Source organism: Alteromonas sp. ABH4_456 (genome assembly GCF_056160645.1).
In genome coordinates, this window is the sequence record NZ_JBSWXO010000002.1 from 332680 (window position 1) to 357486 (window position 24807).

The following is a 24807-nucleotide window of genomic DNA, read 5'->3' on the forward strand; positions in this document are numbered from 1 at the left end:
GTGTTATGTGGCGGTATTTTTCAGGTTTGTGTATTGCTCTTTTTATCAGCACCAGTGCTTCGGGTCAGAGTGAATGGTCTTTTAACGACAAGCTGGATTTACAGGTTCGTTCAGATGCCCGCTCAGACAGAGATCACCGCACGCAATACCGGATCCGCTATTATCCTCAACTCGCTATGGGGGAAAACTGGAGCCTGAACAGTTTTATTGTCACCGGGAATGACTTCTCTTCCAGTCATAACACCTTGTTTGACGGTAGCAGCCAGCAGCTTCAAGTCCGTCGTTTATATGTCAGACGTACGTCATCTGCAGGCAAGACGGAGATTGGTATTATTCCCACCTACAAAGGACGGGTATCTTCCACCGGCTTGTCGAAAGACGGGTGGATTGAAGGTATTCGCCATGTGGTTAATCTGAACAGTCATCATGCTGTAGAGCTGGTTGCCGGACAACTGGATAATCAGGATCCCTCAGATGCTCTGCAACTACCGGCGAAACTGGATTATGCAGAGCTGGAATATTCGGGCCGTTTTTCAGATAAAGCCGGCTTTGAGATCAGTCTGGAGCGCATGACAGGCGGTAATTTTGTCCGCAGTGAATACCGCTATGCCTGGCACCCGCAGCACGAAGTATTTATTGAGTGGATCCAGCGTCTTGACCAGTCCCGCAATAAAGCCATTATTGGCGTTGCCGGGGAAGGTGCCATTAAAAACTATCCGCTGTCTTACTTTGTCTACGCTTCCCGGGTTGATGAAGGATTGGGTTCCCGTGCGGAACTCACCGAGGACTTTCTCGGATACGGTCATGGCTTTTCCGGCGAAATAGGCGGCAGTGCGCTGTTCGCAGAAGATGCTGAATGGTTTATCCGGCTGGACGTGGTGGACAACGTAGAGCGTGTTCTCACCGGTTTAAAAATGAAGTTATAAAAAAAAGGCCTTCCCGGAGAGAAGGCCAAACAGCAAGAACGCGTACACACTTCAACAGTGCATAATAAATACGCAGGAGAAAACCCGCGGGTTCAGCAACGATGCATTAAGCATTTTTAATCCTGCTGTTGCGTCATCACCAGCAGTTCGCCTGACGCCCTTGCATCAGATAATGCCCGGTGATGCTGTTCCATATCAATGCCGAAGTGTTTTGTCAGCGCCGCCAGTGAATATGAGGCAAGTCCGGGAAAGGCTTTTCTGGACTCTCTGACAGTACACAACTTGGGCCGCCGGAAAGGCTGCTCAAGACGGGCAAATTCCTGCTTGATAAATCCATAGTCGAAATTAACGTTATGGGCGACAAACACACAGTCGCGGGTAAACGCTTCGATGGATTCAGCTACGTCGGCAAACACCGGTGCACCGGCGACCATGTCATTACTGATCCCGGTCAGCCGGGTAATAGACGAAGGAATGTGTCGCTGCGGATTGATTAGAGACTGCCACTCATCCACCACTACCCCGTTGATAATTTTCACAATGCCGACTTCGGTGATCCGGTGATACTGGCTGTTGCCGCCCGTGGTTTCGATATCAACGACAGCATAGGGCTGCTCCGGGTCACGGTACCAGCTTACCTGCGTTATTTGCACATCAAATCCGGCCTGCTGCAGCTTCTGAATACTGACAAGCTGGTTGCGGCGAAGCTGATCGCCGGGCGCCTTAATTTCTTCAAACCGCAGCGCCCCGTTTTCCACCACCATAATATCGGGAAAACCGTCACGCAGACTGGCAAAGTCCTGCGCCATCATTTTCAGCATGGCTGTCACCTGTGTAACCGGCGCATGTGTCAACAAGCCTTTGACCGGATCCAGCAATTTCGATCCCCACAGGAACAAGCTGTTCGATTCACCATAATGGGCAGCGGCCATGGCCGTTACATGCTTCATCAGTGCGTCTGCAGTAGTAAAACTTGCCAGCAGTTCATCAATTTTTACCGCAAATGAATCATAGAAAGCATTATTCTTCAGGCTTTGGGGACGCCGGTCGAAGGCAGTTACCGGCGCATCCTCTTCAAACAATAATGTCCAGAACGTGAGGGCAAACAGACTCCGCCACAAGCGATTCTCGGTTCGCCAGGCTTCAGCGCCGTGACGCTGATACCAGGCAATGACGCCCCGTTCAACAGACTGATTCTGACTCTCATCCAGTTGCAATGTGCGGGACGCGTTGCGCAACATATCAGTCACTATACTGGTACGCTTCTTATGATATTTGCGCTGATAAAAATCTTCTGCGAAAGCCAGCAATGTATCTGAGGGCGGGGTATCGATAATGCTTTCCAGGCTTTGCTTTACCTCGTCTTTCAATCCCTCTTTGTAAGCTTCCCGAATCCATTTTTCTTTTGCTGTGTCGCCGGGAGACTGCTCAAGAAAAGTCAGTGCAGCCTGCCGGTCGACAGAAAGCAGCTTTGACCCCAGTTTTGCGTGGTATTTTTCCGCCAGCACTGCTGAAATGGTGGAGAAGGTTTCCGGCACGGGGGCTTTTGCTGCTGCCAGACAGGCCTCATCATCAAGAAAATCCAGTTCGCCGGTGCGTGAAGCATAGTAAAAAGCAGCGCCGGCATCCTCCGGCAATTCGAAGCGTGCCTGATCAGACACAGCCTGGCCCCGCGTACGCATAATACCGAGATCACGCATGGAAAACTGATTCAGCCGCCCTTTAATGTTGCCGAAGAACAGAAACAGCAAATAACGCATAGTGGCATCGAAGCGGCAAAACAGTAAATGCTCCACCGACAATGACGCCGGCCAGCCATGACGTTTTATGCCATCGAATAAGTCTGCCATCAGTACACTTTTTTTAGCTGAAGCAGGCTGACCGCTGATCCCGAGATCATGCAGATATTGAAGAATATCAGCCTTGGTCAGCATACCGGCCAGTTCCTGCAGCGGCGCTTCTGTTACACACCCGAACCAGCCGGAGGCGGAAAGCGCATCTATTTGCTGCTGCGGATGCGGTATTTCTTCGTAGTAGAAATGCTCACGGTTGATGATGGCGTATTTGCGGTTTGCTGCACGGGCGATGATGCATTGCTGCGGTTCCGGCAGTGCATTGAAATCCTCAATAAAACGCCGCGCACTGTCGTCCAGCAATGCGCCACTGGCACCGTCGAAAAAGGACAAAAACTCTCGGAAGTGATCAAGATAATATTTTTCAGGCAACGTTTTACGCATCATCTGCACCGGATACTGTACACCTGACCAAGTGTATATTTATACAGCCACTTTAATCAACCCGCCGGATGCAGTTTCCTTACAATCCGGTTATCTGTTTTCTTCGTATATCAAAGGTTAGCAACATCATTTTAATCAGTTATCCGGAGTGGTTATGAGTCTGACGACACCTAAGTTATTTCACTGCCCCTATTGCATGGAGCCGAATGAAGTAGAAATTGATGAGCAGAACGATATCAATGTTATGCAGGTACTGGATTGCCAGGTCTGCTGTCAGCCTATTGAAATGACAGTGTTCAGTGACGGCGACAACCTGACCGTGCAGGTTGAGCAGGAGAATGCCTGATATGACTGACCCGTCCATGCGGCATTTTTCCTCTGCTGCTATTAATGAGCTGGAAAAACAGACCCGAACGAACCTGATCAACTGCTTGTCAGGCTACAAAGGGGCCAACCTTGTGGGCACCACTGACGGTAAACGGGATAACCTGGCCATTATCAGCTCTGTATTTCACGTGGGGGCGCATCCTCCTCTTCAGGGCATGTTGTTACGTCCGCATACTGTGCCACGGCAAACGCTGGAAAATATTCGTGAAACAGGTGTGTACACCATTAATGCAGTCAGCGCCGGCTGGACAGATAAAGCTCATCAGACTTCCGCCCGCTATGATGAACACACCAGTGAGTTTGATGCCACAGGCTTAACACCGCTGAAAGAAGACGGATTCGCCGCGCCATTTGTCGCCCAAAGTCCTTTGCGTATGGCCATGGCGGCAGAAGAAATAACCACGCTGCAATGTAATCAGACAGTACTGGTCATTGGCAGGGTGCTTGATATTTACGTGATGGAAGGGGCCACCGGTGAGGACGGACAACTGGATTTGGAGAAAATGAATCTTGCCTGTATCAGCGGGCTGGATACATACCACCTTGCGGAACCCATCGCCCGTTATGCCTATGCGAAACCGGACAAACCCGTCACGCTGGCAGGTAAAAACGCGTAAATGCACAGGTCCTGCGGTGAAGAAAAGTTAATCTACATCAAATATGTGACGGAACGATTTGGCAGTCCCGTAAATGTGTCGTATAACTATCGTCATGGTAAACCTGTCATCGCGGCAGGTTTTTTACGTTATAAGACCAAATAAAAACAAATCATTCTCGTTTAAGCTTTATGGGAGCAAATTATGAGTAATGTGAACCGTCGTGATTTCCTAAAACTGTCAGGCACCACACTGATCGGTTTGACGTTAGGTGGCACTGCACTTCGCGCACAGGCACAGGAGCAACTGCAGACCGACGACCCCACAGCACAGGCATTGAAATATACCCCGAAATCAACGGTGGAAGGGTCTCAGTGCGGTAATTGCATGTACATTCAGGGTGAGGACGGACAAGCTCACCGTCCCTGCGCCATTTTCCCGGGTAAACTGGTTAACACCAATGGCTGGTGCAGTGCCTGGGTAAAACGTCCGGGCTAAGTTTGAACCCGGGTAGTTGGATCAGCGGGGTAATACCCGCTGAAGCCAGCCTCCCGGCACACACCAGCGCCATACAAATGCCAGCGCATCCTGCTGATAAGTAAACAGCAAAGATACCAGTACCGCTGCCACATGCAGCAATCCGCACCACACAACCAGTCCGATTTCAGTTTGCCAGCCGGCTATCGCCGGAAACGTCCCTACAGTCAGAAAACACAGTGCCAGCGTCTGAAATATCAGCCTGCCCCCGGGCACATTTTCAATCTCATCACCGGTGACCGCACGGAAATGTTTCGGATTAGCCATAGAAAAGTGCAGGAAACCGGCAATGCAAAGCAGTAAACACAAAAATGTCATCATGCTGTCTGCTCCCCGGTGCTGCCCGCTTCCGGTGCAGGCCGTCTCCGGCGGGCAGGGCTGTCTTTGCGGCCTGACGGCGCGCGTTTTGACTTAGGTTCTGCCTTAAGCTTACTCACCGCATACCAGGCCAGCGCGGCCAGGATAACACAGGCTGCATCGAATATGATCCTTAACGTATCAGGCACCGGGACAGGTGATGTAGCGACATCCAGCAACGGAATAAAGGTGAAGAGCACTGCAGCCGCCAGCGTTTGCCAGAGCCAGCCTTTCCGGTCGCGTCTGAACAGTCCGGCTACCACACAAAGCCCCCACACAATGAAAAAGCTACGTATTTCCCAGTCACTGCGCGTCGCTAATTCTGCAGGCAACAGGCGGTTCGCCCAGAAATAAGCACCGGTAGCCACCATCAACCCGGCGATAGCGCCAATGTTCGTGCCTCTCACCAGTTCGAAACCTCTGCGTCCCATTTGCTTTTTGGCGCGCTTCTCTACCCAAAGGATAGAACCGGTCCCCACCATTAACGTGCCCAGGATACCGGCAAAAAAGAGCAGCCAGCGGGTAATACTGTCGGCAAAACGGGCCTGATGCAGCATATCCATATAGTTATAAATTGCCTGGCTGGTATTCGGTGCAGAAGACGCCTCTTCTACTTTAAGAATTTCACCTTCAGAGTTAAAAACCAGCCCGCTGTTCCCGCCACGACCGGCGGATAACTCAACACGGTTGGGACCGGATACAGAAAATGTCGCTTTATCTGTGCCCGGATTTTTAATGGTGATGCGGTCAGCAGGTACGCCCCATTCAGCAGAAGCACTGGCCATAACCTGTGCCAGCAGGGCGCTATTGTCCACAACTGGCGCTGCCGGCTTATGTTGTATTGCCCGCGCTTGCGGTGCGCCCCGTTGCGGCCCGCCCTGTCCCTGCGGACCTCCGCCACCGGGAGGACCACCATGTCCACCACCACTGCCGTTCCACGGAAGCAAAGTGCCTCCTAACAGTAACAAGCCGGAGAATGTGATCATCAGATGAAATGGCAGCGCCAGCACGGATGCCAGAACGTGCCCGTCTATCCAGGAAAGCAGCTTCTTCTTTGGCCTGAACATGAAAAAATCTGCAAAAATTTTACGGTGCATGATCACGCCGCTGACAATACCAATGAGCATCATCATGCTGACAATGCCGACAAAGGTCTCACCGGCAGCCCGCGGTACACCGTATAGTTCAAAGTGGAAGCGGTACAGAAAATTGCCACCGGCGGTTTCTCTCGGCGTCAGCTCCTCACCGGTAGACGCATTCAGCACGGCACGCTGCGAACGCATTTGCTGGCGATCTTCCCCGCCATTGCGCCAGCTTGCACTGACCGTTTCTTCTCTGGGTCCCGGTAAAGAAATTTGCCATTCCTGAGCCCCCGGGGCCTTGCCCTGCAGATAGCGGTACGCCACTTCAGCGCTGTTCTCAGCCGGCACAGACACATGCAATTCAGGCTGCATCCAGTGAGTAATTTCACTTCTGAAAAATGCCAGCGTACCGGTGAAAAATATCGCGAAAAGGATCCAGCCCGCGGTGATGCTGCTCCATGTATGCAGCCAGGTCATCGACTGTCTGAGTGAACCTTTCATTGCCGTCTCCCCTTCATGACGCTACACCGGACCACACCAGTCCCCACGCCGCTGCGTTAATTGCCAGCGCGGTGATGAAGGCTTTTACATGGTTATTGATGGCGAATATCCAGATGATATAAACCGTCCATGCAAGGAAAAACACCATACGGATAAAGGCAATTTCCTGGCGGCCGGACACCTCTGACCCGGCCGCCAGCAACAAACTGATTGCGGTAGCCGCCGCATAACCACCCGCCACCGCCAGAATGACTCTGACAGTTACCGTAAACGCAGGTGCTGAATAGAAAGGGAGATGCTGTGTTGTCATTATGATGAGTTCTTCACAATATTTTCCAGAGACTGAATATTGCTCAGTAAATCACTGCGTCCCGGATTCGATTTGTACACCTGACGAAGCAACGTCAGTGCATCAGCGTAAGCGTTCTGATTAATGGCGACCTGTGCCCGTCCCAGCATGGCCCGTTCTTTATATTCGGGGAGTGCTTCGGCACGCAGGTAATACATTTTTGCACGTTCGTCTTTCTTCTCTTTACGCAGAAGTGCTGCCAGCGTCATCAGCGCATCACCGTTCGCCGGCGCGGCTTTAATAGCAGTCAGCAGGTAGTCCTGCGCTTTACTGTTCTGATCCTTCGCAATGGCGAGGTTCGCCTTCATAACGTTCAGCATTGCTGTGTTACTGCTATCAAGGCGTTTAGCGTTTTTATCCAATGTACTGACCAGAGCACCCAGGTTTTGCCAGTCCTGACTGGCCGCCAGCCAGTTAGCAATACTTAACATGGTCTCTGCGCCATCACTGTTGCCGGCCAGCAACGTACTGACGTTATCGTTAAGCAGCGCAACCGCACGATGCGGACTGCCGGACTTCACATGAAGTTTTGCCAGAGTCGTGAGATTTTCCGCACGCTTTTCCCCCAGAGACAGCGCCGTTTCCAGGCTGCTGATAGCAGTGAGATCATCCTGACTTTTCATCGCAATCTGACTGCGTTGCAGCCATAACCTTGCGCTGTCTGGCTTTTCACTGAGCATTTCTCCCACCAGTGAAGACGCCTGGGGAAGTGCGTCACTGGCAATCAGCGCAAACAGCAGACCCTGCGCCCACTGGGCATTACCGGGTTCCAGCATCATGGCATTCTGATAGGCTGCGGTAGCACTGCGGGGTTTTTCCAGTTGCAGATTAAGGTATCCGAGCTGGCCATACACCTGACTGTCAGACACCCCGAGTGCCAGCGAAGCCACCACATGTTCACGGGCCTTTTCGTAAGCTTCATCAAGCATATAAATCATGCTCAGGCCACGGTGTGAAGTTGACGATGAAGGATCTTCCTTCAACGCCAGTTCGAAGTGTTTTTTCGCTTCACTGTTTTTCTTTAAGCTTAAAAACACCTGGCCCATCATTTCATGCAGCATGGCACTGACTTTTTCGTGTTCCTGACGGTAGGTGTTCCAGGCTTGCTCTACGCCTTTGAAATCCTGCTTTTGCAGCAACGGCTGTACGTTATGAAAGAACTCACCTTCGTCACGGTTTACTCTGTTCCTGTGGGCATCGCTTTTACCGGCGCGGTAACTAAATTCCCAGACCGGCTCTTCCAGCGATACTTTAACCTCTGCCTGCGCGCCCGCTGTGAAAGCAAGTAGTAACGCACAGCATCCTAATCGTTTAAACGTGAATTTTTTCATTATGCTTCAATCTCCACAGGCCAGATAAATCTTGCTCTGACAGCGTGATCGGCTTTGTGCGGAGCAGTGAATTTACTGCCTTTCACAAAGCGCTGAATTTCCTTATTAAGTTCATGATGCGGGTTGTCGACAATATCAATCAGGGTGACGTCACCCTTCTCATCAATCATTACATCCAGCTTCACCACAACCCGTTCAATACCGCGATGTTTCAGTTTTTTCGGGAACCGGATTTTTACCGGAGTCAGCAAGGTAGGTTTGCCGTCCAGTTCACTGAGAGCATAAGCCTCCCAGTCTATTTCCGGTGCAGCCCAGTCAGGTTGTGCCATTGCCACGTCCGGCCGCTCCGGTTTATCAATTTCAATTTCCGGATCCACCTGAATATCGGCCATCGATACCGGCGCACCAGCACCTTCCACCTGCATATTCACATCTGCCTGTTCAGTCACCTGCTGACTTTGAGGGGGCGGCGGCGGGGGCGGCTGTGCAATGGCGATATCAAGCTGTCTGACTTCAAGCTCAGGGCCGTCTTCACTGTTAAAGTAATAACCCAGAGTCAGTATTCCCAGCGACACCACCATGACACCGCCGCTGAGTAAAAATGCTGAAAGTTGCTTTTTCATTCTGCATCCTCACAATTTTGCTGTGGCAATGTTGACGTCAACAGCACCGGCCATTTTGGCGGCATCAATCACTTCCACCAGCAGATCTGTCGACACGGTTTTATCGACCTGCAGTACCACCGGACGCACTTCCTGCACCATCAGTTGCTCTACCGTTCCCCGTACCCCGGCAACACCGATGTTGGTGCTGTCGTACATCACCTCACCATTTGCAGTGATGGCAATAAGAATGGACATCTGGTCCAGCTTTTGTGCCGAGATGGCCTGGGGCTTATCTACTTCGACCCCGGTTTCTTTAACGAACACCGTGGAAACGATGAAGAAAATCAACAGAATAAACACCACATCCAGCAGTGGTGACATATCAATAGACTGAATGGGTTGTGCTTCCAGCCGGCGTTGTAATCGACTAGCCATGTTTCACCTCACCTTCCTGCGTATCGTGCAGATGTCCTTTCACATATGACAAACATAACCAGCCCGGGATGGCCATCACCAGCCCCAGCTGAGTGGTAAATAACGCATCGGCAATACCTGCAGACACGATTTGACTGTCAGCCCCGTCGGTCATCATGCCGGTAAAGCTGCCCTGTAATCCCATGATGGTGCCAAGCAGCCCCATCAGCGGCAACGCCCCTACCAGCACGGACGGCGTCATTAACGGGTCGCTGTCTTTACTGCGAACGTCCTTGTCGAACCGGTTCAGGTACAGCATCCAGATTTGCTGAAAGGCAAACCAGCCGGTCAGTACCATGACCCAGCACAAGGGGTTGCCGGTGAATAATTCAATCATCAGCCTGCTCCGGATGGATGTCCGGCCCCTGACAATTCAGTGTCAGTATCCCGCGCCTGCGCATCAAGCTCTTCCTGATGACTGTTGCCCTCGTCGCCACTTAAAATAAGTGCAAAGTTCTCCAGTTCTGTGTAGTACTGGCGCGCTTTGCGGCTAAGAAGAGCGTTCAGGATCAGTGCAGGAATAGCGACGATCAAACCCAGCTCCGTCGTCACCAGTGCTTTGGCGATACCGCCGGAAATCACTTCAGGGTCGCTTGAGCCGAATGATGTCATCATGCGGAAGGTTTCGATCATTCCGCTTACAGTGCCCAGCAGTCCCAGCAGCGGAGCCACAGCGGCAGTAACAGCCACAGCATTGATCCACTTATCCAGGGTCTGCCGGTCTTGTTGCAGTTGTACGAACAGCTGATCGTCACGGTCACGGAACGTTACCGCCTGCTCAGCAATTTTAAGTAAATCTTCCTGCATGCCTTTAAATTGGGCACGGGCCGCGCCACCTGACTGCAGAATCTTATCCAGCATCGCCTGGGACCGCACCGGAATCACTTTAGGCAGACGAAGCAGTTGCACTACTTTAAGCAGACCGATAACCGTAGCAATCAACGCGAACAGTAAAATAGGGACTACCCAAATACCGCCTTTCACCACGTGCTCAATCACACCTTCGTTTGCAGACTCACGGGTAAGTGCACGGCCAAGGGTCGGGTCCAGTACAACGGTGCCCGCCTGCTCCTGCATAGTTGCCGCCAGTCCTGAGGGCAACATCCCTTTGGTTTGCAGTCTGCCGGATACGGTTTCAGCCAGTCCTACCGCATCATTATGTTTAAACCAGGTAACCGGTCCTACCGACAGTGACGGTACACTGGCCAGTTCACCGTTTTCCAGCACCAGCGTACGGGGCTGCCAGCCGGGCAGAGAGGCGGTTTTCACTGCAGCGTCAGACACTGCCGCCATTTTCGCGGCGGTGTCCATGGCGTTGACTTCATTAAACGGTAAGCCCTGCTGTTGCAGGAATCGGTTGAGCAGGTTCTGTTGATAGGTTTGCTGTTCTTTCCATTCAGACAAGCGTTCTTCCAGCTTACTCAGACTCAGTGTTTTTTCATCTGCGAGACGGCGGGCGACCGCAGTCTTGTCCCGTAAAGACATCACGTCTTTTTCTAACTGACTGAGGGTGGAGGACAACGAAACCCGCTCTTTTACGATGCGTGATTCCGCGCTGTTCAGACTGCGCTTCGCGCTTTCAATTTTGTTCAGCATGTCCTGTTGCTGTGCACCGGCACCAGCAGAGGCCCACGCCAGCATAATAAGTAGTAAAGTTCTTTTCATCTTAACGACCTCCGCCACTTACCGGATTTTGCGCAGTAAAAGGCAAAGGCAGTGCAATAAATTCAGGTTGCTGACGGCGCTCGAAAACCGCCAGTGCGCGGCTGATGGCTTCACCATCAACACTGTCATCGAAGTGCCATGTCCATTGTCCGTTCTCCGGGTAGCCGGAACCGGCCACACTACCGTCGTTGTTTGCAAACCAGGCCAGCTGTGACCCCAGGTATAACTGTTTCACCACCACTTCTTTACCGTCAGGCGCCGTGAGCACGTCTTCGTTTACTGTGAGCTTGCTGTCGAATTGTTCCAGCCGGGATAATTTAGCCAGTGCGACCTGCAAAATTTGCGAAGGGTTGTCGCCACCGTCACCGGCCAGCGCAGCATCTTCCTTGTCCCAGTTGAACTTCAGGGGAGGTGGCAGACTTTCATATAAACTATTGATGCGGGTAACCAGAGAAGATAATGCACCTGTTACATCAGCCTGCTGACTTTCAAGGGTGTTTTGTTCGGCCAGCAGAGCATTCCGGCGGGCATCCACGTCATCCTGTGAATCATTACTGGTCGCAAGAATCTTCTGCAACTGCGATTTTTCAGCTTTCAGCAGGTCGATCCGCTGACGGACCACCGGTTCCTGTTCCTGCCAGTCCATGACCAGCTTGCGCTCCTGCGCCTCAATGTGCAGCCACTGGCGGGTCAGTCCGTCCATATCATCTGTCACGGCAGCCATGGCGTTACCGGTCAATAGTGATGCAGTAAGCAAAATACCGGCACTGCATGTAGCCGGTATTCTCAGATGCCCCATTTGCATTGTCTTCATTCCCGTTCCCTTCATTACAAAAAACCGGTAACACAAACACTGTGTTACCGGCTGGTATCATCAAAAGTGGTAAGTTGCCGACAGCAGCCAGTTACGGCCCGGCTCGTTATAGGTATTCGCCCCTGCGTTAGTTTGCGTACCTTCACGTAAAATCGTTTTATCAAACAGGTTCTTCACTGAGATGGTAAAATCGATGTTTTTGTAGGTATACACACTGTTCAGGTTAACGATGGTGTAAGGGTCACGCGGTTCAGGGTTTTCAATATCTGCACCGCTTGTTGTGCTGGTTGTCGGGCTTTCTGTTTCGCCGTAATGCTGGGCGCTGGCAACCAGTTCCCAGTTTTCTGTGACAGTCCATGCTACCTGCGTATTGATCGTGTAATCAGGCACGATTGACAACGGCTGACCGGTTTCTTTGTCTTCCGATTCAATCATCACTGTGGCATTCACAGACCATTCGATGTCGTCAGTAAACGGCACAAGCAGGTTACCTTCCAGACCTTCGATAACGGCTTCCGGCGTGTTGTACCACTGGAAAACCTGAACATTACCGCCACGGCTACCTTCCAGCACATAAATCGGTGCGGTATTTCCGGTCACGATTTTGTTTTTATAATCGTTGTGGAAATACGTTAACCCGGCATTGATGCCATCATCATTACCAGCGTAGTTAATACCGATTTCTTTGTTTACCGACGTTTCATGTTCCAGATCCGGGTTACCCAGAATTGAACAGCCGCTTCCCTGGCTGGGGTAATCCACCGGACAACCGTTACCCCGGGTGGTATAAACATAATTCGGGTTAGTCTGATACAGGTTTGGTGCCTTGAACGCACGGCTGATACCGGCCTGGAAAGAAATTTCAGACGTTGACTGCCAGCTCATGTTCAGGCTGGGAGACGCGTTGTTGCCCGCTACGCTGTGGTGATCTAAACGTACGCCCGGCGTCAGCATAATGTCATCGGTCAGAACGATGTTGTCCTCGACGTACAGGCCGAACAATTCTGAACTCATGTGAGGGTCGCGGTCGGCTGCGTCAATGTCAGTACCATCAATAACAACGCCGTCAGCCACATTAATACCGGCCTGATTAGACGACGCATCATCCTGACGCTCACCACGGAATTCGGCACCCACTGTCATAGTCTGGGCTTTTCCGAACAGATCCAGCGGAATGTTCCACTCAGATTTTGCAGTCAGATTGCGCAGCATGATTGTCACGGTTTCACCGGTCTCGGTGTTGAAGCGACCTTCCGTACCACCGGCCAGCCCTTCGCTCAAACGGGTGTTATCTGTTTCTTCAAACTGGATGTAAGAGAAAGAGTCGCCAAAATCGAACGTTCCGCGATGGGTACCGGAAAGTGTTTTACGTCTTACAACATTGGTTTCCTGGCCAATGTATAACTGACTTTGCGCGTTATCTACGCCCTGGAATGCGTTGTCACCGGCGTATTCATTACCCTGACGGCTGTAAGCCGCTTCTACTTCCCAGGTATTGGTTTCGTCCTGGTCAAAACGCACCAGCGTACGGAAATCGATATTCTCAACCCCTTCTGCACCAGCGGCTACGTTGCTGTCCTCAACGGTGGCATCGCGGTTAATATCCGGAGAATCCCCTTCCTGTTTGTTGTAGTTCAGCACCGTACGGTGAGAGAAGCGCTCAGATAAGGGGCCGCTGACCACAACATCTGCGCGTTTATTGCCACCTTCCAGCGAATTTTCAGGAATTTCGGTTTGTACTGTAATGCTGCCTGCTGCTACATCCGGTTTTTTAGTAATGATGTTAATGACACCACCGGAAGCACCAGAGCCGTAACGTGCCGCCGCAGGACCACGGATAACTTCGATGCTTTCAATGGCTTCAGGTGGTACCCAGTTACTGTCACCACGGGTATTACGTTCGCCCGAGCGACCCATTTTGACAGCGTTGCGGGAAAGCACAGGCTTACCGTCGATAAGAATCAGGGTATTTTCCGGGCCCATGCCGCGGATATCAATTTGACGGTTATTACCATACTGTCCGGTGCTGGAGTTACCGGTCAGGTTGATACCCGGCATGGTTTTAACCAGCTCGGAGATGTCATTGGTAACCGGACGACGTTTGAAATCTTCTGCTGTAATAACCGACACACCCTGGGCTTGTTTAAGCTCTTCTGAAGCGGCTTGAACAACAGTGGTGTCGAGGGTTTCTAATTCTTCATTTTCTTGCGCGAAAACAGCGGCTGATAAGCCGGGAAATAATGACGTGAGCAGTACTATCTTACCTAATTTAGGCATTACTTTTTCCTTGAAACTCAGAGTGTTTTTATGTGGATGAAAAATAACTTACGAGAACACGGGAATACCGGCGGGTGAAAACGCTCTTCTAATCATTTAACTATACTTCCGTTCAAAGCGTATTAAAACATATATACCAATGAGAATCATTATCATTGATCATTAAAATAATTAAAGATATTTTTTAATCGATTTTAATAGTCGGAGGGGTGTTCGAGATGTGTCAGGAAGGGGTATTGGACATAGCTGTCGAGCAAATTGATCAGCGAGAACTCGTTTGCCAGGGCCTGATAGTCACCGCTTTCACGGAATTTCGTTAACTCAAGATTGAATTTGTCCCGGAGCTGTTTATTCGGAATGACGGCATGATAAGGGCTGACGTCAAAGAGTTCGTGTACGGTCACTTCCACATCCGGCCCTTTAGGATGTTTACTGCGTATTGCTTCAAAAATATTCCGGTCCAGTACAATAGCATCCACACTGCCAAGCAGCAGCATACTGACCTGACGGTGCTGATCGGCCATTTCAAGATAGCCCTTGTGCTTTGCTACTGCTTGTGAAAATTGGGGACCGAGAGCTTCTGACGCTGTCTGAAATGCCACCACGGTATGGTTTTTCAGATCTTCCACCCGTTCAATAGACAAATTACGGTTCTTCAGTGTCACCACAACATTCTGGTATACAACATACACGTCACTGAACCAGGCTTCGGGAATGTCGTTTCGACGGCTCACTGAAAGGGCCACATCCACATCACGCTCTTTGACAAGTCTGACTGAGCGGCCCATAGGTACATACATCATGTTAGGTTCGTAACCGGCATTTTGAAGGACAGATTTAACCAGCTCGATCTCAAATCCAGTATCACCCTGAGCGATCACATAGGGTGGCTTGTCCCAGCCGGAAACCACATCCACACTGCGCACCACGGCGCCGGATGCCGGAGCAGCCAGAAAAGCTATCATTACCAGTTTGGCCAGCAGTCTCATTGGTTTTCCTGTCTCAATACCTTTTATAAAAGTAGCATCTGCCAGTGAGAAACGAAATCAGACATAAGGATACTTCTTCCGGGGGGATTCAAAATTCGGGTTAAATGGCGCTGCGGGGTGCGTTTTGCAGGCAGTAACTGATAAAATATCTGCTGATTAACGTTTTCCCTTGAAAGAGTACCCATGTCCTGGATCCAGTTACGAATCGATTCTGACTCTGAACACGCAGAGCAAATTGGCAATATGTTAAGTGCCAATGGCGCGCAGGCTGTCACATTTGTTGATGCCAAAGACACGCCTATGTACGAACCAAAGCCCGGCGAGACCATGCTGTGGCCGGATACGCAGGTAGTCGGGTTATTCAGTGCAGCCGACGACATGAAAGCGGTGATTCAGAGACTTGAACAATCGAAGGTGCTGGGCAAAGGCTTTAAACACAAACTTGACCAGTTAGAAGATAAAGACTGGGAACGGGAATGGATGGATAACTTTCATCCCATGCAGTTCGGTAAGCGTTTGTGGATTTGTCCCAGCTGGCGTGACGTGCCGGACCCTGATGCGGTAAACGTTATGCTCGATCCGGGTCTGGCTTTCGGTACCGGTACGCACCCTACCACCGCACTCTGTCTGCGCTGGCTCGACAGCCTGGACCTGAAAGGCAAAACCGTGGTCGATTTCGGTTGCGGTTCAGGTATTCTCGCGCTGGCGGCACTGAAACTGGGAGCAAAAGAAGTGATCGGTATTGATATCGACCCTCAGGCCCTGCAGGCATCCATGGAAAATGCCCGCCGCAACGGTGTGGAAGACCGCTTAAGTGTGTATCTGCCTGAAGATCAACCCAAACTGGAAGCCGATGTGGTCATGGCCAATATTCTCAGCGGGCCACTCATAGAACTGCAATCCGTTATCACTGCCTACTGCAAAACCAGTGGAAAGCTCGTTTTATCAGGCATTCTGGAAGAGCAGGTGGAAAAAATTGAAGCAGCTTACCAGACCAGTTTTTCCCTGGAACCCAGTGCTGTAGAAGGCGATTGGGCAAGAGTCAGCGGCATAAGAACCCACTGAATCTATTCATAAAACTGTCAGAAATCTGTCAAATACAGGGGCTGTGGCCTTTTTCGGCGAAAGGCTGACGGGTTATTTCACACGCAAAACTCGCCAGCACTGTCAATAGCCCGGCTTGAAATTTTGTGTGATTTTTAGCCTTTTCAAGGCTTGCGAAAACACGTAAACTTAGCGCCCCGTTTTGGCCTGGTGTATAAATTCTGCGCAACAGTTGGCTGTAAAGTATGCGAATCGGACCTCACACACTCCAGAACAATTTGATGCTCGCGCCTATGGCTGGCGTGACAGACAGGCCCTTCCGGCAGATGTGCAGGAGAATGGGGGCAGGGTTAGTTGTATCTGAAATGTTGTCCAGCAACCCCAAGGTCTGGAAAACCGCAAAATCCATGCATCGTATGGATCATACCGGTGAAGACGGGATCCGCTCGGTACAGATTGCCGGCGCAGATCCTGACCTGATGGCGCAGGCGGCACAATTTAACGTTGAGAACGGTGCGCAAATCATCGATATCAACATGGGTTGTCCGGCCAAAAAGGTGAATAAGAAATTAGCTGGTTCAGCGCTCTTGCAGTACCCGGAGCTTGTAGAAAGCATTGTCCGGGCAGTGGTAGACGCTGTTGACGTACCAGTCACTCTGAAAATCCGTACAGGGTGGGACACAGATAACCGTAACGGGGCAGACATTGCCCGGATTGCGGAGCAGAACGGCATACAATCGCTGGCAGTTCACGGCAGAACGCGGGCTTGTATGTACCGGGGAAATGCAGAATACGACACCATTCGTGCCATTAAACAGGCGGTGTCTATTCCTGTAATCGCAAATGGTGATATTACTTCTCCGGAAAAAGCACGTTTCGTACTTGAGTATACCGGTGCTGACGGCGTAATGATTGGGCGCGGTGCGCAAGGTAATCCGTGGATTTTTAAACAAATCCAACATTACCTGCATACAGGTGAAAACTTGCCGCCTCCTTCGTTGTCAGAACAGCAAGCGGTATTGCATGAGCACGTTGTAAATGTACACGACTTCTACGGCGGCATTATGGGTGTGAGAATAGCCCGGAAGCACGTAGGGTGGTATCTCGCGGAGCACGACACGGAAAATCAGTTTCGCCGGACATTCAATGGTCTTGAGGAAGCTGACGCTCAACTCAACGCCCTTGATGCGTATTTTCAATCGCTGCAAACGAGAGATAAGCGACAGATCTCTCCTGCGGCATAGTAATGACTAACTAATAGAGCAAGAAAGTATTATGTTCGATCAAAATGTGACTTCACCTTTTACTACAACAGTAACTACTCCTTCACAAACTCAGGCACAGAAGCCTCTGCGTGACTCAGTAAAGCAAGCGGTAAACAAATACCTGAAGCAACTGGACAACGCTAACATCGATAATCTGTACGAACTTGTTCTGGCTGAAGTTGAGGCGCCGTTACTGGAAGAAGTAATGACTTACACCCGCGGCAACCAGACACGCGCCGCCATCATGATGGGCATCAACCGTGGCACACTGCGCAAAAAGCTGAAGCAGTACGGCATGAACTAAGATTAAAGGGCTTAGCCCGACTTTAAGAGCACCAAACGGTGCTCTTTTTTGTTCCACTCGTTAACTTACGCAAAGAGCTCAACACCACTATGCAAACACCTAAACCTATCAAGCGCGCCCTGTTAAGTGTTTCTGACAAAACCGGCATCGTTGAATTTGCCACGTCATTACACAACAAAGGCGTTGAACTGCTATCTACCGGCGGTACGGCAAAATTACTGGCGGAAGCCGGTTTGCCGGTTAAAGAGGTTTCAGAACACACTGGCCACCCTGAAATCATGGACGGTCGTGTGAAAACTCTGCACCCGAAAATCCACGGCGGCATTCTGGGTCGTCGCGGTCAGGACGAAGGTGTAATGGCTGAGAACAATATCGCGCCAATTGATCTGGTTGTAGTGAACCTTTACCCGTTCGCTGCCACTGTCGCAAAAGACGATTGCACGCTGGAAGACGCGATTGAGAACATCGATATCGGTGGCCCTACGATGGTTCGCGCCGCAGCGAAAAACCACAAAGATGTGACGATTGTGGTTAAAGCCGCCGATTACGGCCGCGTGCTTGCTGAAATGGAAGAAAATGCAGGTTCACTGACGTACCAGACACGTTTCGACCTGGCCATTAAAGCTTTCGAACATACCGCAGAATATGACGGCATGATTGCCAACTACTTCGGCGCGCGTATTGATTCTGTTGAGTGCGCAGACGACTGTGAGCACGAGCACAGTGAATTCCCCCGTACGTTCAACGTGCAGATGAGCAAAAAGCAGGATCTGCGTTACGGCGAGAACAGCCACCAGTCTGCGGCTTTCTATGTTGAGAACAACATTCAGGAAGCGTCTGTTGCTACCGCTGAGCAGCTTCAGGGTAAAGAACTGTCTTTCAATAACATTGCAGATACCGACGCAGCGCTGGAATGCGTGAAAGAATTCGACGTACCGGCTTGTGTCATTGTTAAGCACGCAAACCCTTGTGGTGTGGCGCTGGGTGACAACATCCTTGAAGCCTATGACCGCGCTTTCAAAACTGACCCGACTTCTGCTTTCGGCGGTATCATCGCGTTTAACCGTGAACTGGATGCCGACACAGCGAAAGCCATTGTTGACCGTCAATTCGTTGAAGTCATCATTGCCCCTACTGTCAGCGAAGAAGCGAAAGCCATCGTTGCTGAAAAGAAAAACGTACGTCTGCTCGCGTGTGGTGACTGGCAGGGTCAGCTCACCGACGGTTTCGACTTCAAACGTGTTAACGGCGGCCTGTTAATTCAGGAACGTGATTTTGGCATGGTGGATATGGAAGATCTGAAAGTCGTATCTAAAGTACAACCTTCAGAAGAGCAATTACGCGACCTGATGTTCTGCTGGAAAGTAGCAAAATACGTGAAATCTAACGCTATCGTTTATGCTAAAGACAGCATGACCATCGGTGTGGGTGCAGGCCAGATGAGCCGTGTGTATTCTGCGAAAATCGCCGGTATTAAAGCGGCTGATGAGAACCTGGAAGTGGCAGGTTCAGTAATGGCATCTGATGCATTCTTCCCGTTCCGTGACGGTATTGATGCAGCCGCGGCTGCCGGTATCAAAGCGGTAATCCAGCCGGGCGGTTCAATGCGTGACGATGAAGTTATCGCAGCAGCCGATGAACATGGCATTGCTATGGTATTCACCGGCATGCGTCACTTCCGCCATTAATTGAAAAAGTTGTTTACGGTAAAGGTTGTGGCTTTCGCCACAACCCTTTTGCGTTTTTACTGTCCTGCGTTAACCTAGCTGCTGCAGTACAAGGTATTACTTTAAAAATGCTATGCACCGTTAAAACAATTAAGGATCAATTATGAAGACCACGATGCGTGTAATTGCCGCTTCTTTGCTTGCTGTATCTGCTTCACTCACATCAACACTGGCCAGCGCAGACGCTATTACCGATGCGGTAAAAAACGATAACCGCTCAGCGGATGCCAAAGCCCGTGACGAATACCGTCATCCTCAACAAACTCTGCGCTTTTTCGGTATTGAACCGGACATGACCGTTGTTGAGATCTGGCCCGGCGGTGGCTGGTATGCCGATATTCTTGCACCTTTATTAAAAGACGACGGCAACTATATTGCAGCGCACTTCTTTATGTTCGACGGTGCACCGGGTTATTACGCCGGTTCGCTCAACGGCTTCAAAGAAAAAGCCAAAGCGGGCGGCCCTTATGAAGGTGCCACGATTACGGCTTTCCATCCTTCAAAGAGCCCTGACATTGCCCCTGACGGCAGCGCAGACGCAGTGCTGACCTTCCGTAATGTCCATAACTGGTACATGGGCGGCGATAAAGAAGGCGTGACCAGCTCGTTTAAGTCGTTCTACAAAGCCCTGAAGCCCGGCGGCATCCTGGGTGTAGTTGATCATGAATTACCGGAATCCGCTGCTGACGAAGCAATGAAAAGCAGCGGTTATATGAAAAAATCCTTTGTTATCGATGCTGCTGAAGCTGCCGGTTTCAAACTGGTAGCTGAAAGTGACGTAAATGCTAACCCTGCAGACAATGCCGATCACGCTAAAGGCGTGTGGACCTTGCCACCTTCACTGCGCTTAGGCGAAGAAGATCAGGCAAAGTATCTGTCTGTTGGTGAAAGCAACCGGATGACACTTAAATTTATTAAACCTGAATAAGAGATAACGGAACGCTTTGATGAACGTACTAGTTATTGGCAGCGGTGGCCGTGAACACGCATTAGCGTGGAAAGCCGCACAATCTGACTCTGTCTCCACTGTTTATGTTGCGCCGGGTAATGCAGGCACAGCCACTGAACCTAAGCTGAAAAACGTGAATATTGGTGTAACAGACATCGAAGGTTTGCTGGCGTTTGCCAAAGACACCGCGATTGACTTAACCATTGTCGGCCCTGAAGCGCCGCTGGTTGAAGGTGTTGTTGACGCGTTTCAGGCTGCCGGTCAGATGATTTTCGGACCGACACAAGCTGCGGCCCAACTGGAAGGCTCCAAAGCGTTTACTAAAGATTTCTTAGCCCGCCATGCCATTCCTACAGCGGAATACCAGAACTTCACTGAAATCGATCCCGCTATCGCCTATGTGCGTGAAAAAGGTGCACCGATTGTCGTGAAGGCTGACGGTCTGGCCGCCGGTAAAGGTGTTATCGTTGCGATGACGTTACAGGAAGCTGAAGATGCCATCCGTGACATGCTTGCAGGTAACGCATTTGGTGACGCCGGCAGCCGCGTGGTAATCGAAGAGTTTCTTGATGGTGAAGAAGCCTCTTTCATCGTGATGGTAGACGGTAAAAATGTTGTGCCTTTCGCCACCAGCCAGGATCACAAACGCGCAGGTAACGGTGACTCTGGTCTGAACACCGGCGGTATGGGTGCATACTCACCGGCTCCGGTTGTGACGCAGGAAATCCATGACCGCGTAATGAAGGAAGTCATCATGCCTACCGTTGAAGGTATGGCAAGTGAAGGGAATCCTTATACAGGCTTCCTGTATGCAGGCCTGATGATCATGGCAGACGGTACGCCAAAGGTTATCGAATACAACTGCCGTTTCGGCGATCCTGAAACCCAGCCTATCATGATGCGTTTGCAGTCTGATTTAGTGGCAATGTGCCAACTGGCCTGTAAAGGTGGACTGGCCGGCAAAACCATTGATTTTGATGAGCGCGCTGCGGTTGGTGTTGTACTGGCTGCAGGGGGTTACCCGGGCAGTTACGACAAAGGTGATGTCATTGAAGGGCTGGATAAAGCTGCTGCTCACGAAGGCAAAGTTTTCCATGCCGGCACTGCCATGAAAGACGGTAAGGTAGTGACTGCAGGCGGTCGTGTACTATGCGCTACTGCATTGGGCAACAATGTTACCGAAGCTCAGCAGAAAGCCTATGAATTACTGAATACCATCTGCTGGAAAGATGTGTATTTCAGAACAGATATCGCATACCGCGCTATCGCCCGCGAAGCAAGCGGTCAGGCATAATCCGGTAAGGGCGCTGCGGCGCCCTTTCTTTTTACCTTTTCTTCCCCTTCCCCCAAAGAAAGACCTTATTCTCTGGTCGTAACCCGACAGCCCCGGAAAATTCCCCGTTATATACGACCAAAGCACGGTGTGCCCGCCGGCACTTTCCAATTAGTCTTACAGGTCTGTACAAAAACGCTTCAATATAGTCAGATATGGCAAAATTTATCGAGCAAATTGAAAAACTGTTGCTGATCCTCATTATGCTGGCGACGCTGGTTGCTGTGGGCGATGAAATCATGCATATGTTTCATCAGCGTAAGGTTGAACTTTCAGATCTGCTGCTATTGTTCATCTACGCCGAAGTCATCGGCATGCTGGCCGCGTACTATAACAGCAGCCGGATTCCGGTTACGTTGCCGCTGATCATCGCCATGACAGCGCTCAGCCGCATGATTATTTTGCAAAGCAAAGAGCTGGATAAAATTGTGCTTCTTTATGAGTCCAGCAGTATCTTGTTGCTCAGTATTGCCGCAGTGATCATGAGTCTGAAAGATAAAATCAGTTTGGAGAAACTGAAAAACCGGCATCTGAATCCTCCCTGTTAACGGCGTACAAAGCACGCCCGGCAATGGCCGGGCACTATAAATCAGGTGAATTTCGAACCCGTTGCGGACTTATTCTGCAACATAGTTCCCCTTGATTCTTCCGTGCTGCCAGCTTATAACAGAAGTCCGGTATTCCTATTCTGTGATTATGTCAGCCAAACATCCGATTATTGCCATCACCGGTTCTTCCGGCGCAGGCACCACAACAACGACAAATGCGATCACGCACATCTTCCGTAACCTGAATGTCAATGCGGCAGTGGTTGGCGGTGACAGCTTCCACCGTTTTACCCGTCCGGAAATGGAGGTGGAAATCCGCAAAGCGCAGGAACAGGGCCGCCATATCAGTTACTTCGGCCCCCGCGCCAACGATTTTGAATTACTCGAAACCCTGTTTAAAGAATACGGACAAACCGGCACCGGACAATTCCGCCAGTATCTGCATACCTTTGATGAAGCCGTCCCGTTTAACCAGATGCCGGGCACATTCACGCCCTGGCAGGCGCTGCCGGAAAACACTGACTTACTGTTCTATGAAGGTCTGCACGGTGGCGTTGCCACAGAAGAAAATGACGTGGCGAGCCATGTAGATTTGCTGGTAGGCATGGTACCGATTGTAAACCTCGAGTGGATCCAGAAAATTGTCCGCGATACCACTGACCGGGGACACTCCCGTGAAGCGGTGATGAGCAGTATCGTGCGCGGACTGGACGATTATTTTCAGTACATCACACCGCAGTTTTCCCGCACTCACGTTAATTTCCAGCGTGTTCCCACTGTCGATACATCTAACCCGTTCAGCGCCCGGGAGATCCCTACCCAGGATGAGAGTTTTGTCGTCGTGCGATTCCGCCGTGAAATGAAAAACGTTGATTATCCGTACCTGCTGCAAATGATCGACGGCGCCTTTATGTCCCGCATTAATACCCTGGTGGTACCGGGTGGAAAAATGGGTCTGGCGATGGAATTAATTCTCACACCGCTGATTGAAGATATCCTTGATCAGAAGCGTCGGGCAGGCAGTCAGATGGACTGGGTGAGCGAGCAGTAAGCAAATCGTACATAGCCGTTAACAGCCCGTTTTCATTGTGTTTTCATCATTCAAATGCATAACGGATATAACTGATTTTCCGCGGTTTACAACGCACCGGGCGTTCAGCCGCGGGCCCTGAGAACGTATAATTTACCCCTTACAATTTGGGGGTAAAAACCATGCTGGATTATGTACTCATCGGCATAGCTGTACTGGCGTTACTTGGCGTCGTATTCGAAGAAGTCATTCACGTAAACAAAGCCAAAACGACGCTTTTTCTCGGAACACTTGCCTGGATCCTTCTCTTTATAAACGCTAACCGCGGGCCCGGTTTAGAAGAGCTCAACGAACACCTTACTGAAAACATCAGCGAAATCTCCACCCTGTGGCTGTTCCTCGTTGCTGCCATGACCTTTGTTGCTTACCTTAACCGTAAAGGCATGATTGAGAATATGCTCAATATCATCATGCCGGCCAAAATTACGCTGCGAAAACTTATCTTCTTCACCGCCATCTTCAGTTTCTGTTTCTCTTCTCTGGCAGACAACATCACCGCCACTCTGGTGTCCATAGCCATGGTACTGTCACTGGGATTACCGTTTAACCAGACCATGCGCTTTGCGGTGCTGGTGGTATTTGCAGTGAACTCCGGCGGCGTGTCACTCATCACCGGCGATGTGACCACACTGATGATTTTCCTCGACGGCAAGGTCACTATCACCCAGTTGCTGCTGCTCATCATTCCGTCCCTATCCGCCGTACTATTCCTGGCAATGATGCTGAGTATTGGTATGAACGGCACCGTGAAGATAAAGAAAACCCGTCATGATATGCGTTCCGTTGACTATGTCATTGCCGGTATATTCTTATCCACCATCATACTAACTCTGGTTGCCAACGTTCTGTTTTCCATCCCACCGATGCTGTGTTTCCTGGCTGGTATGGCTGTCATGTTCCTGGTCGCGACCTTCATGGGCGAAGAGAAGTATCATGACCCAATCCTGGACTACATCCGCCTCATTGAGTTCGACACCCTGCTGTTTTTCCTCGGTGTACTGTTGCTGGTTGGTATGCTGGACCATATTCATGCACTGGGTGCATTGCTTGAGGTGTACAACATCTTCCCGTCAACCGGCGCAAACTTCATCATGGGCGTGCTGTCTTCAATGATTGATAACGTGCCACTGACAGCCGCACTGCTGAAAGCTGATATATCCATGTCTACCGCGGAGTGGATGGCGTTTACCTATGCCGTTGGCGTAGGGGGTTCACTGCTGATCATCGGCTCTTCGGCGGGGATTGTTACCATGAGTAAAGTGAAAGGGCTGACCTTCGCTAAGTACGGCAAATTCGCCTTGCTGCTACTGGTGGCTTACTCTTTCGGTTTTGCCATGGTTCTGCTGATGGCGGACCTGGTACTCGGCTGACGGCAGACCTGATGCCCGGCTGACATTATTTGTAACATTCCACGGACATT

25 protein-coding genes are annotated in these 24807 nt (G+C 50.7%); 13 read left to right on the plus strand and 12 right to left on the minus strand.

What is annotated here, in order from left to right:
- Positions 1 to 5 precede the first annotated feature (5 nt).
- The gene (locus ACXAG2_RS04490; protein ID WP_474864856.1) at positions 6 to 926 is read left to right on the plus strand and encodes a hypothetical protein; all 921 of its coding nucleotides are present in this window, start codon (positions 6 to 8) and stop codon (positions 924 to 926) included.
- Between the two features lie 116 nt (positions 927 to 1042).
- On the opposite strand, the gene ACXAG2_RS04495 is transcribed toward ACXAG2_RS04490, so the two are convergent.
- Entirely contained in the window at positions 1043 to 3166 is a 2124-nt protein-coding gene (locus tag ACXAG2_RS04495; RefSeq protein WP_474864858.1) for an exonuclease domain-containing protein, read from the minus strand.
- 151 nt (positions 3167 to 3317) lie between these two features.
- On the opposite strand from ACXAG2_RS04495, the gene ACXAG2_RS04500 reads away from it, so the two are divergent.
- The 3 genes from ACXAG2_RS04500 to ACXAG2_RS04510 all read left to right on the plus strand — a co-directional run bounded on the left by ACXAG2_RS04500 (position 3318) and on the right by ACXAG2_RS04510 (position 4644).
- Positions 3318 to 3509: a zinc ribbon domain-containing protein gene (locus tag ACXAG2_RS04500; RefSeq protein ID WP_474864859.1), complete on the plus strand. Its 192-nt coding sequence runs from the start codon at positions 3318 to 3320 to the stop codon at positions 3507 to 3509.
- Position 3510: 1 nt separating this feature from the next.
- Positions 3511 to 4167, plus strand: a complete 657-nt coding sequence (locus ACXAG2_RS04505) for a flavin reductase family protein (RefSeq protein WP_474864861.1) — start codon at positions 3511 to 3513, stop codon at positions 4165 to 4167.
- Positions 4168 to 4350: 183 nt separating this feature from the next.
- Positions 4351 to 4644 (plus strand): high-potential iron-sulfur protein, encoded by a 294-nt coding sequence (locus ACXAG2_RS04510; RefSeq protein WP_119503070.1) that lies wholly within the window; start codon positions 4351 to 4353, stop codon positions 4642 to 4644.
- Positions 4645 to 4665: 21 nt separating this feature from the next.
- Here the strand turns inward: ACXAG2_RS04510 and ACXAG2_RS04515 are convergent, their stop codons facing one another.
- From ACXAG2_RS04515 to ACXAG2_RS04565, 11 genes are all read right to left on the minus strand, one after another.
- Positions 4666 to 5004 carry a DUF3325 domain-containing protein gene (locus ACXAG2_RS04515; RefSeq protein WP_474864863.1) on the minus strand — a complete coding sequence of 113 codons (339 nt, stop codon included), beginning with the start codon at positions 5002 to 5004 and terminating at the stop codon, positions 4666 to 4668.
- Entirely contained in the window at positions 5001 to 6623 is a 1623-nt protein-coding gene (locus ACXAG2_RS04520; protein WP_474864865.1) for a PepSY-associated TM helix domain-containing protein, read from the minus strand. Before ACXAG2_RS04520 ends, ACXAG2_RS04515 begins: the two co-directional genes overlap by 4 nt.
- A gap of 13 nt (positions 6624 to 6636) precedes the next feature.
- The gene (locus tag ACXAG2_RS04525; protein ID WP_303572385.1) at positions 6637 to 6933 is read right to left on the minus strand and encodes a hypothetical protein; all 297 of its coding nucleotides are present in this window, start codon (positions 6931 to 6933) and stop codon (positions 6637 to 6639) included.
- The gene (locus ACXAG2_RS04530; protein WP_474864867.1) at positions 6933 to 8303 is read right to left on the minus strand and encodes a tetratricopeptide repeat protein; all 1371 of its coding nucleotides are present in this window, start codon (positions 8301 to 8303) and stop codon (positions 6933 to 6935) included. Before ACXAG2_RS04530 ends, ACXAG2_RS04525 begins: the two co-directional genes overlap by 1 nt.
- Positions 8303 to 8926: an energy transducer TonB gene (locus ACXAG2_RS04535; protein ID WP_474864869.1), complete on the minus strand. Its 624-nt coding sequence runs from the start codon at positions 8924 to 8926 to the stop codon at positions 8303 to 8305. The genes ACXAG2_RS04530 and ACXAG2_RS04535 overlap by 1 nt, the downstream gene beginning before the upstream one ends.
- 9 nt (positions 8927 to 8935) lie before the next feature.
- Positions 8936 to 9343, minus strand: a complete 408-nt coding sequence (locus tag ACXAG2_RS04540) for an ExbD/TolR family protein (RefSeq protein WP_119503075.1) — start codon at positions 9341 to 9343, stop codon at positions 8936 to 8938.
- The gene (locus tag ACXAG2_RS04545; protein WP_119503076.1) at positions 9336 to 9719 is read right to left on the minus strand and encodes a MotA/TolQ/ExbB proton channel family protein; all 384 of its coding nucleotides are present in this window, start codon (positions 9717 to 9719) and stop codon (positions 9336 to 9338) included. The genes ACXAG2_RS04540 and ACXAG2_RS04545 overlap by 8 nt, the downstream gene beginning before the upstream one ends.
- A complete protein-coding gene (locus tag ACXAG2_RS04550) occupies positions 9719 to 11047 on the minus strand; it encodes a MotA/TolQ/ExbB proton channel family protein (RefSeq protein WP_474842078.1) in 1329 nt (442 codons plus the stop codon). The genes ACXAG2_RS04545 and ACXAG2_RS04550 overlap by 1 nt, the downstream gene beginning before the upstream one ends.
- A 1-nt stretch (position 11048) precedes the next feature.
- Positions 11049 to 11861 carry a DUF3450 family protein gene (locus ACXAG2_RS04555; protein ID WP_474842080.1) on the minus strand — a complete coding sequence of 271 codons (813 nt, stop codon included), beginning with the start codon at positions 11859 to 11861 and terminating at the stop codon, positions 11049 to 11051.
- 60 nt (positions 11862 to 11921) lie between these two features.
- Positions 11922 to 14138: a FepA family TonB-dependent siderophore receptor gene (locus tag ACXAG2_RS04560; RefSeq protein ID WP_474864871.1), complete on the minus strand. Its 2217-nt coding sequence runs from the start codon at positions 14136 to 14138 to the stop codon at positions 11922 to 11924.
- A gap of 194 nt (positions 14139 to 14332) precedes the next feature.
- The gene (locus ACXAG2_RS04565) at positions 14333 to 15127 is read right to left on the minus strand and encodes a substrate-binding periplasmic protein (protein WP_474864872.1); all 795 of its coding nucleotides are present in this window, start codon (positions 15125 to 15127) and stop codon (positions 14333 to 14335) included.
- 183 nt (positions 15128 to 15310) lie between these two features.
- Between ACXAG2_RS04565 and prmA the strand changes: the two genes are divergently transcribed.
- The 9 genes from prmA (at position 15311) to nhaD (ending at position 24757) form a co-directional block, all read left to right on the plus strand.
- The gene (gene prmA, locus ACXAG2_RS04570; RefSeq protein WP_474864874.1) at positions 15311 to 16192 is read left to right on the plus strand and encodes a 50S ribosomal protein L11 methyltransferase; all 882 of its coding nucleotides are present in this window, start codon (positions 15311 to 15313) and stop codon (positions 16190 to 16192) included.
- A gap of 224 nt (positions 16193 to 16416) precedes the next feature.
- Positions 16417 to 17415 (plus strand): tRNA dihydrouridine synthase DusB, encoded by a 999-nt coding sequence (dusB, locus tag ACXAG2_RS04575; RefSeq protein WP_474864875.1) that lies wholly within the window; start codon positions 16417 to 16419, stop codon positions 17413 to 17415.
- A 31-nt stretch (positions 17416 to 17446) separates the two neighbouring features.
- The gene (fis, locus tag ACXAG2_RS04580; RefSeq protein WP_018982332.1) at positions 17447 to 17740 is read left to right on the plus strand and encodes a DNA-binding transcriptional regulator Fis; all 294 of its coding nucleotides are present in this window, start codon (positions 17447 to 17449) and stop codon (positions 17738 to 17740) included.
- An 89-nt stretch (positions 17741 to 17829) separates the two neighbouring features.
- Complete coding sequence (gene purH, locus ACXAG2_RS04585) at positions 17830 to 19428, plus strand: bifunctional phosphoribosylaminoimidazolecarboxamide formyltransferase/IMP cyclohydrolase (protein ID WP_474864877.1); 1599 nt, start codon at positions 17830 to 17832, stop codon at positions 19426 to 19428.
- A gap of 154 nt (positions 19429 to 19582) precedes the next feature.
- A complete protein-coding gene (locus tag ACXAG2_RS04590) occupies positions 19583 to 20395 on the plus strand; it encodes a class I SAM-dependent methyltransferase (protein ID WP_474864996.1) in 813 nt (270 codons plus the stop codon).
- A gap of 19 nt (positions 20396 to 20414) precedes the next feature.
- A complete protein-coding gene (gene purD / locus ACXAG2_RS04595; protein WP_474864879.1) occupies positions 20415 to 21710 on the plus strand; it encodes a phosphoribosylamine--glycine ligase in 1296 nt (431 codons plus the stop codon).
- 194 nt (positions 21711 to 21904) lie between these two features.
- A complete protein-coding gene (locus tag ACXAG2_RS04600) occupies positions 21905 to 22297 on the plus strand; it encodes a phosphate-starvation-inducible PsiE family protein (protein ID WP_474864881.1) in 393 nt (130 codons plus the stop codon).
- A gap of 148 nt (positions 22298 to 22445) precedes the next feature.
- Positions 22446 to 23348: a phosphoribulokinase gene (locus ACXAG2_RS04605; RefSeq protein ID WP_119503087.1), complete on the plus strand. Its 903-nt coding sequence runs from the start codon at positions 22446 to 22448 to the stop codon at positions 23346 to 23348.
- Positions 23349 to 23509: 161 nt separating this feature from the next.
- Positions 23510 to 24757, plus strand: a complete 1248-nt coding sequence (nhaD, locus tag ACXAG2_RS04610) for a sodium:proton antiporter NhaD (protein WP_474864882.1) — start codon at positions 23510 to 23512, stop codon at positions 24755 to 24757.
- The last annotated feature ends 50 nt before the right edge of the window (positions 24758 to 24807 follow it).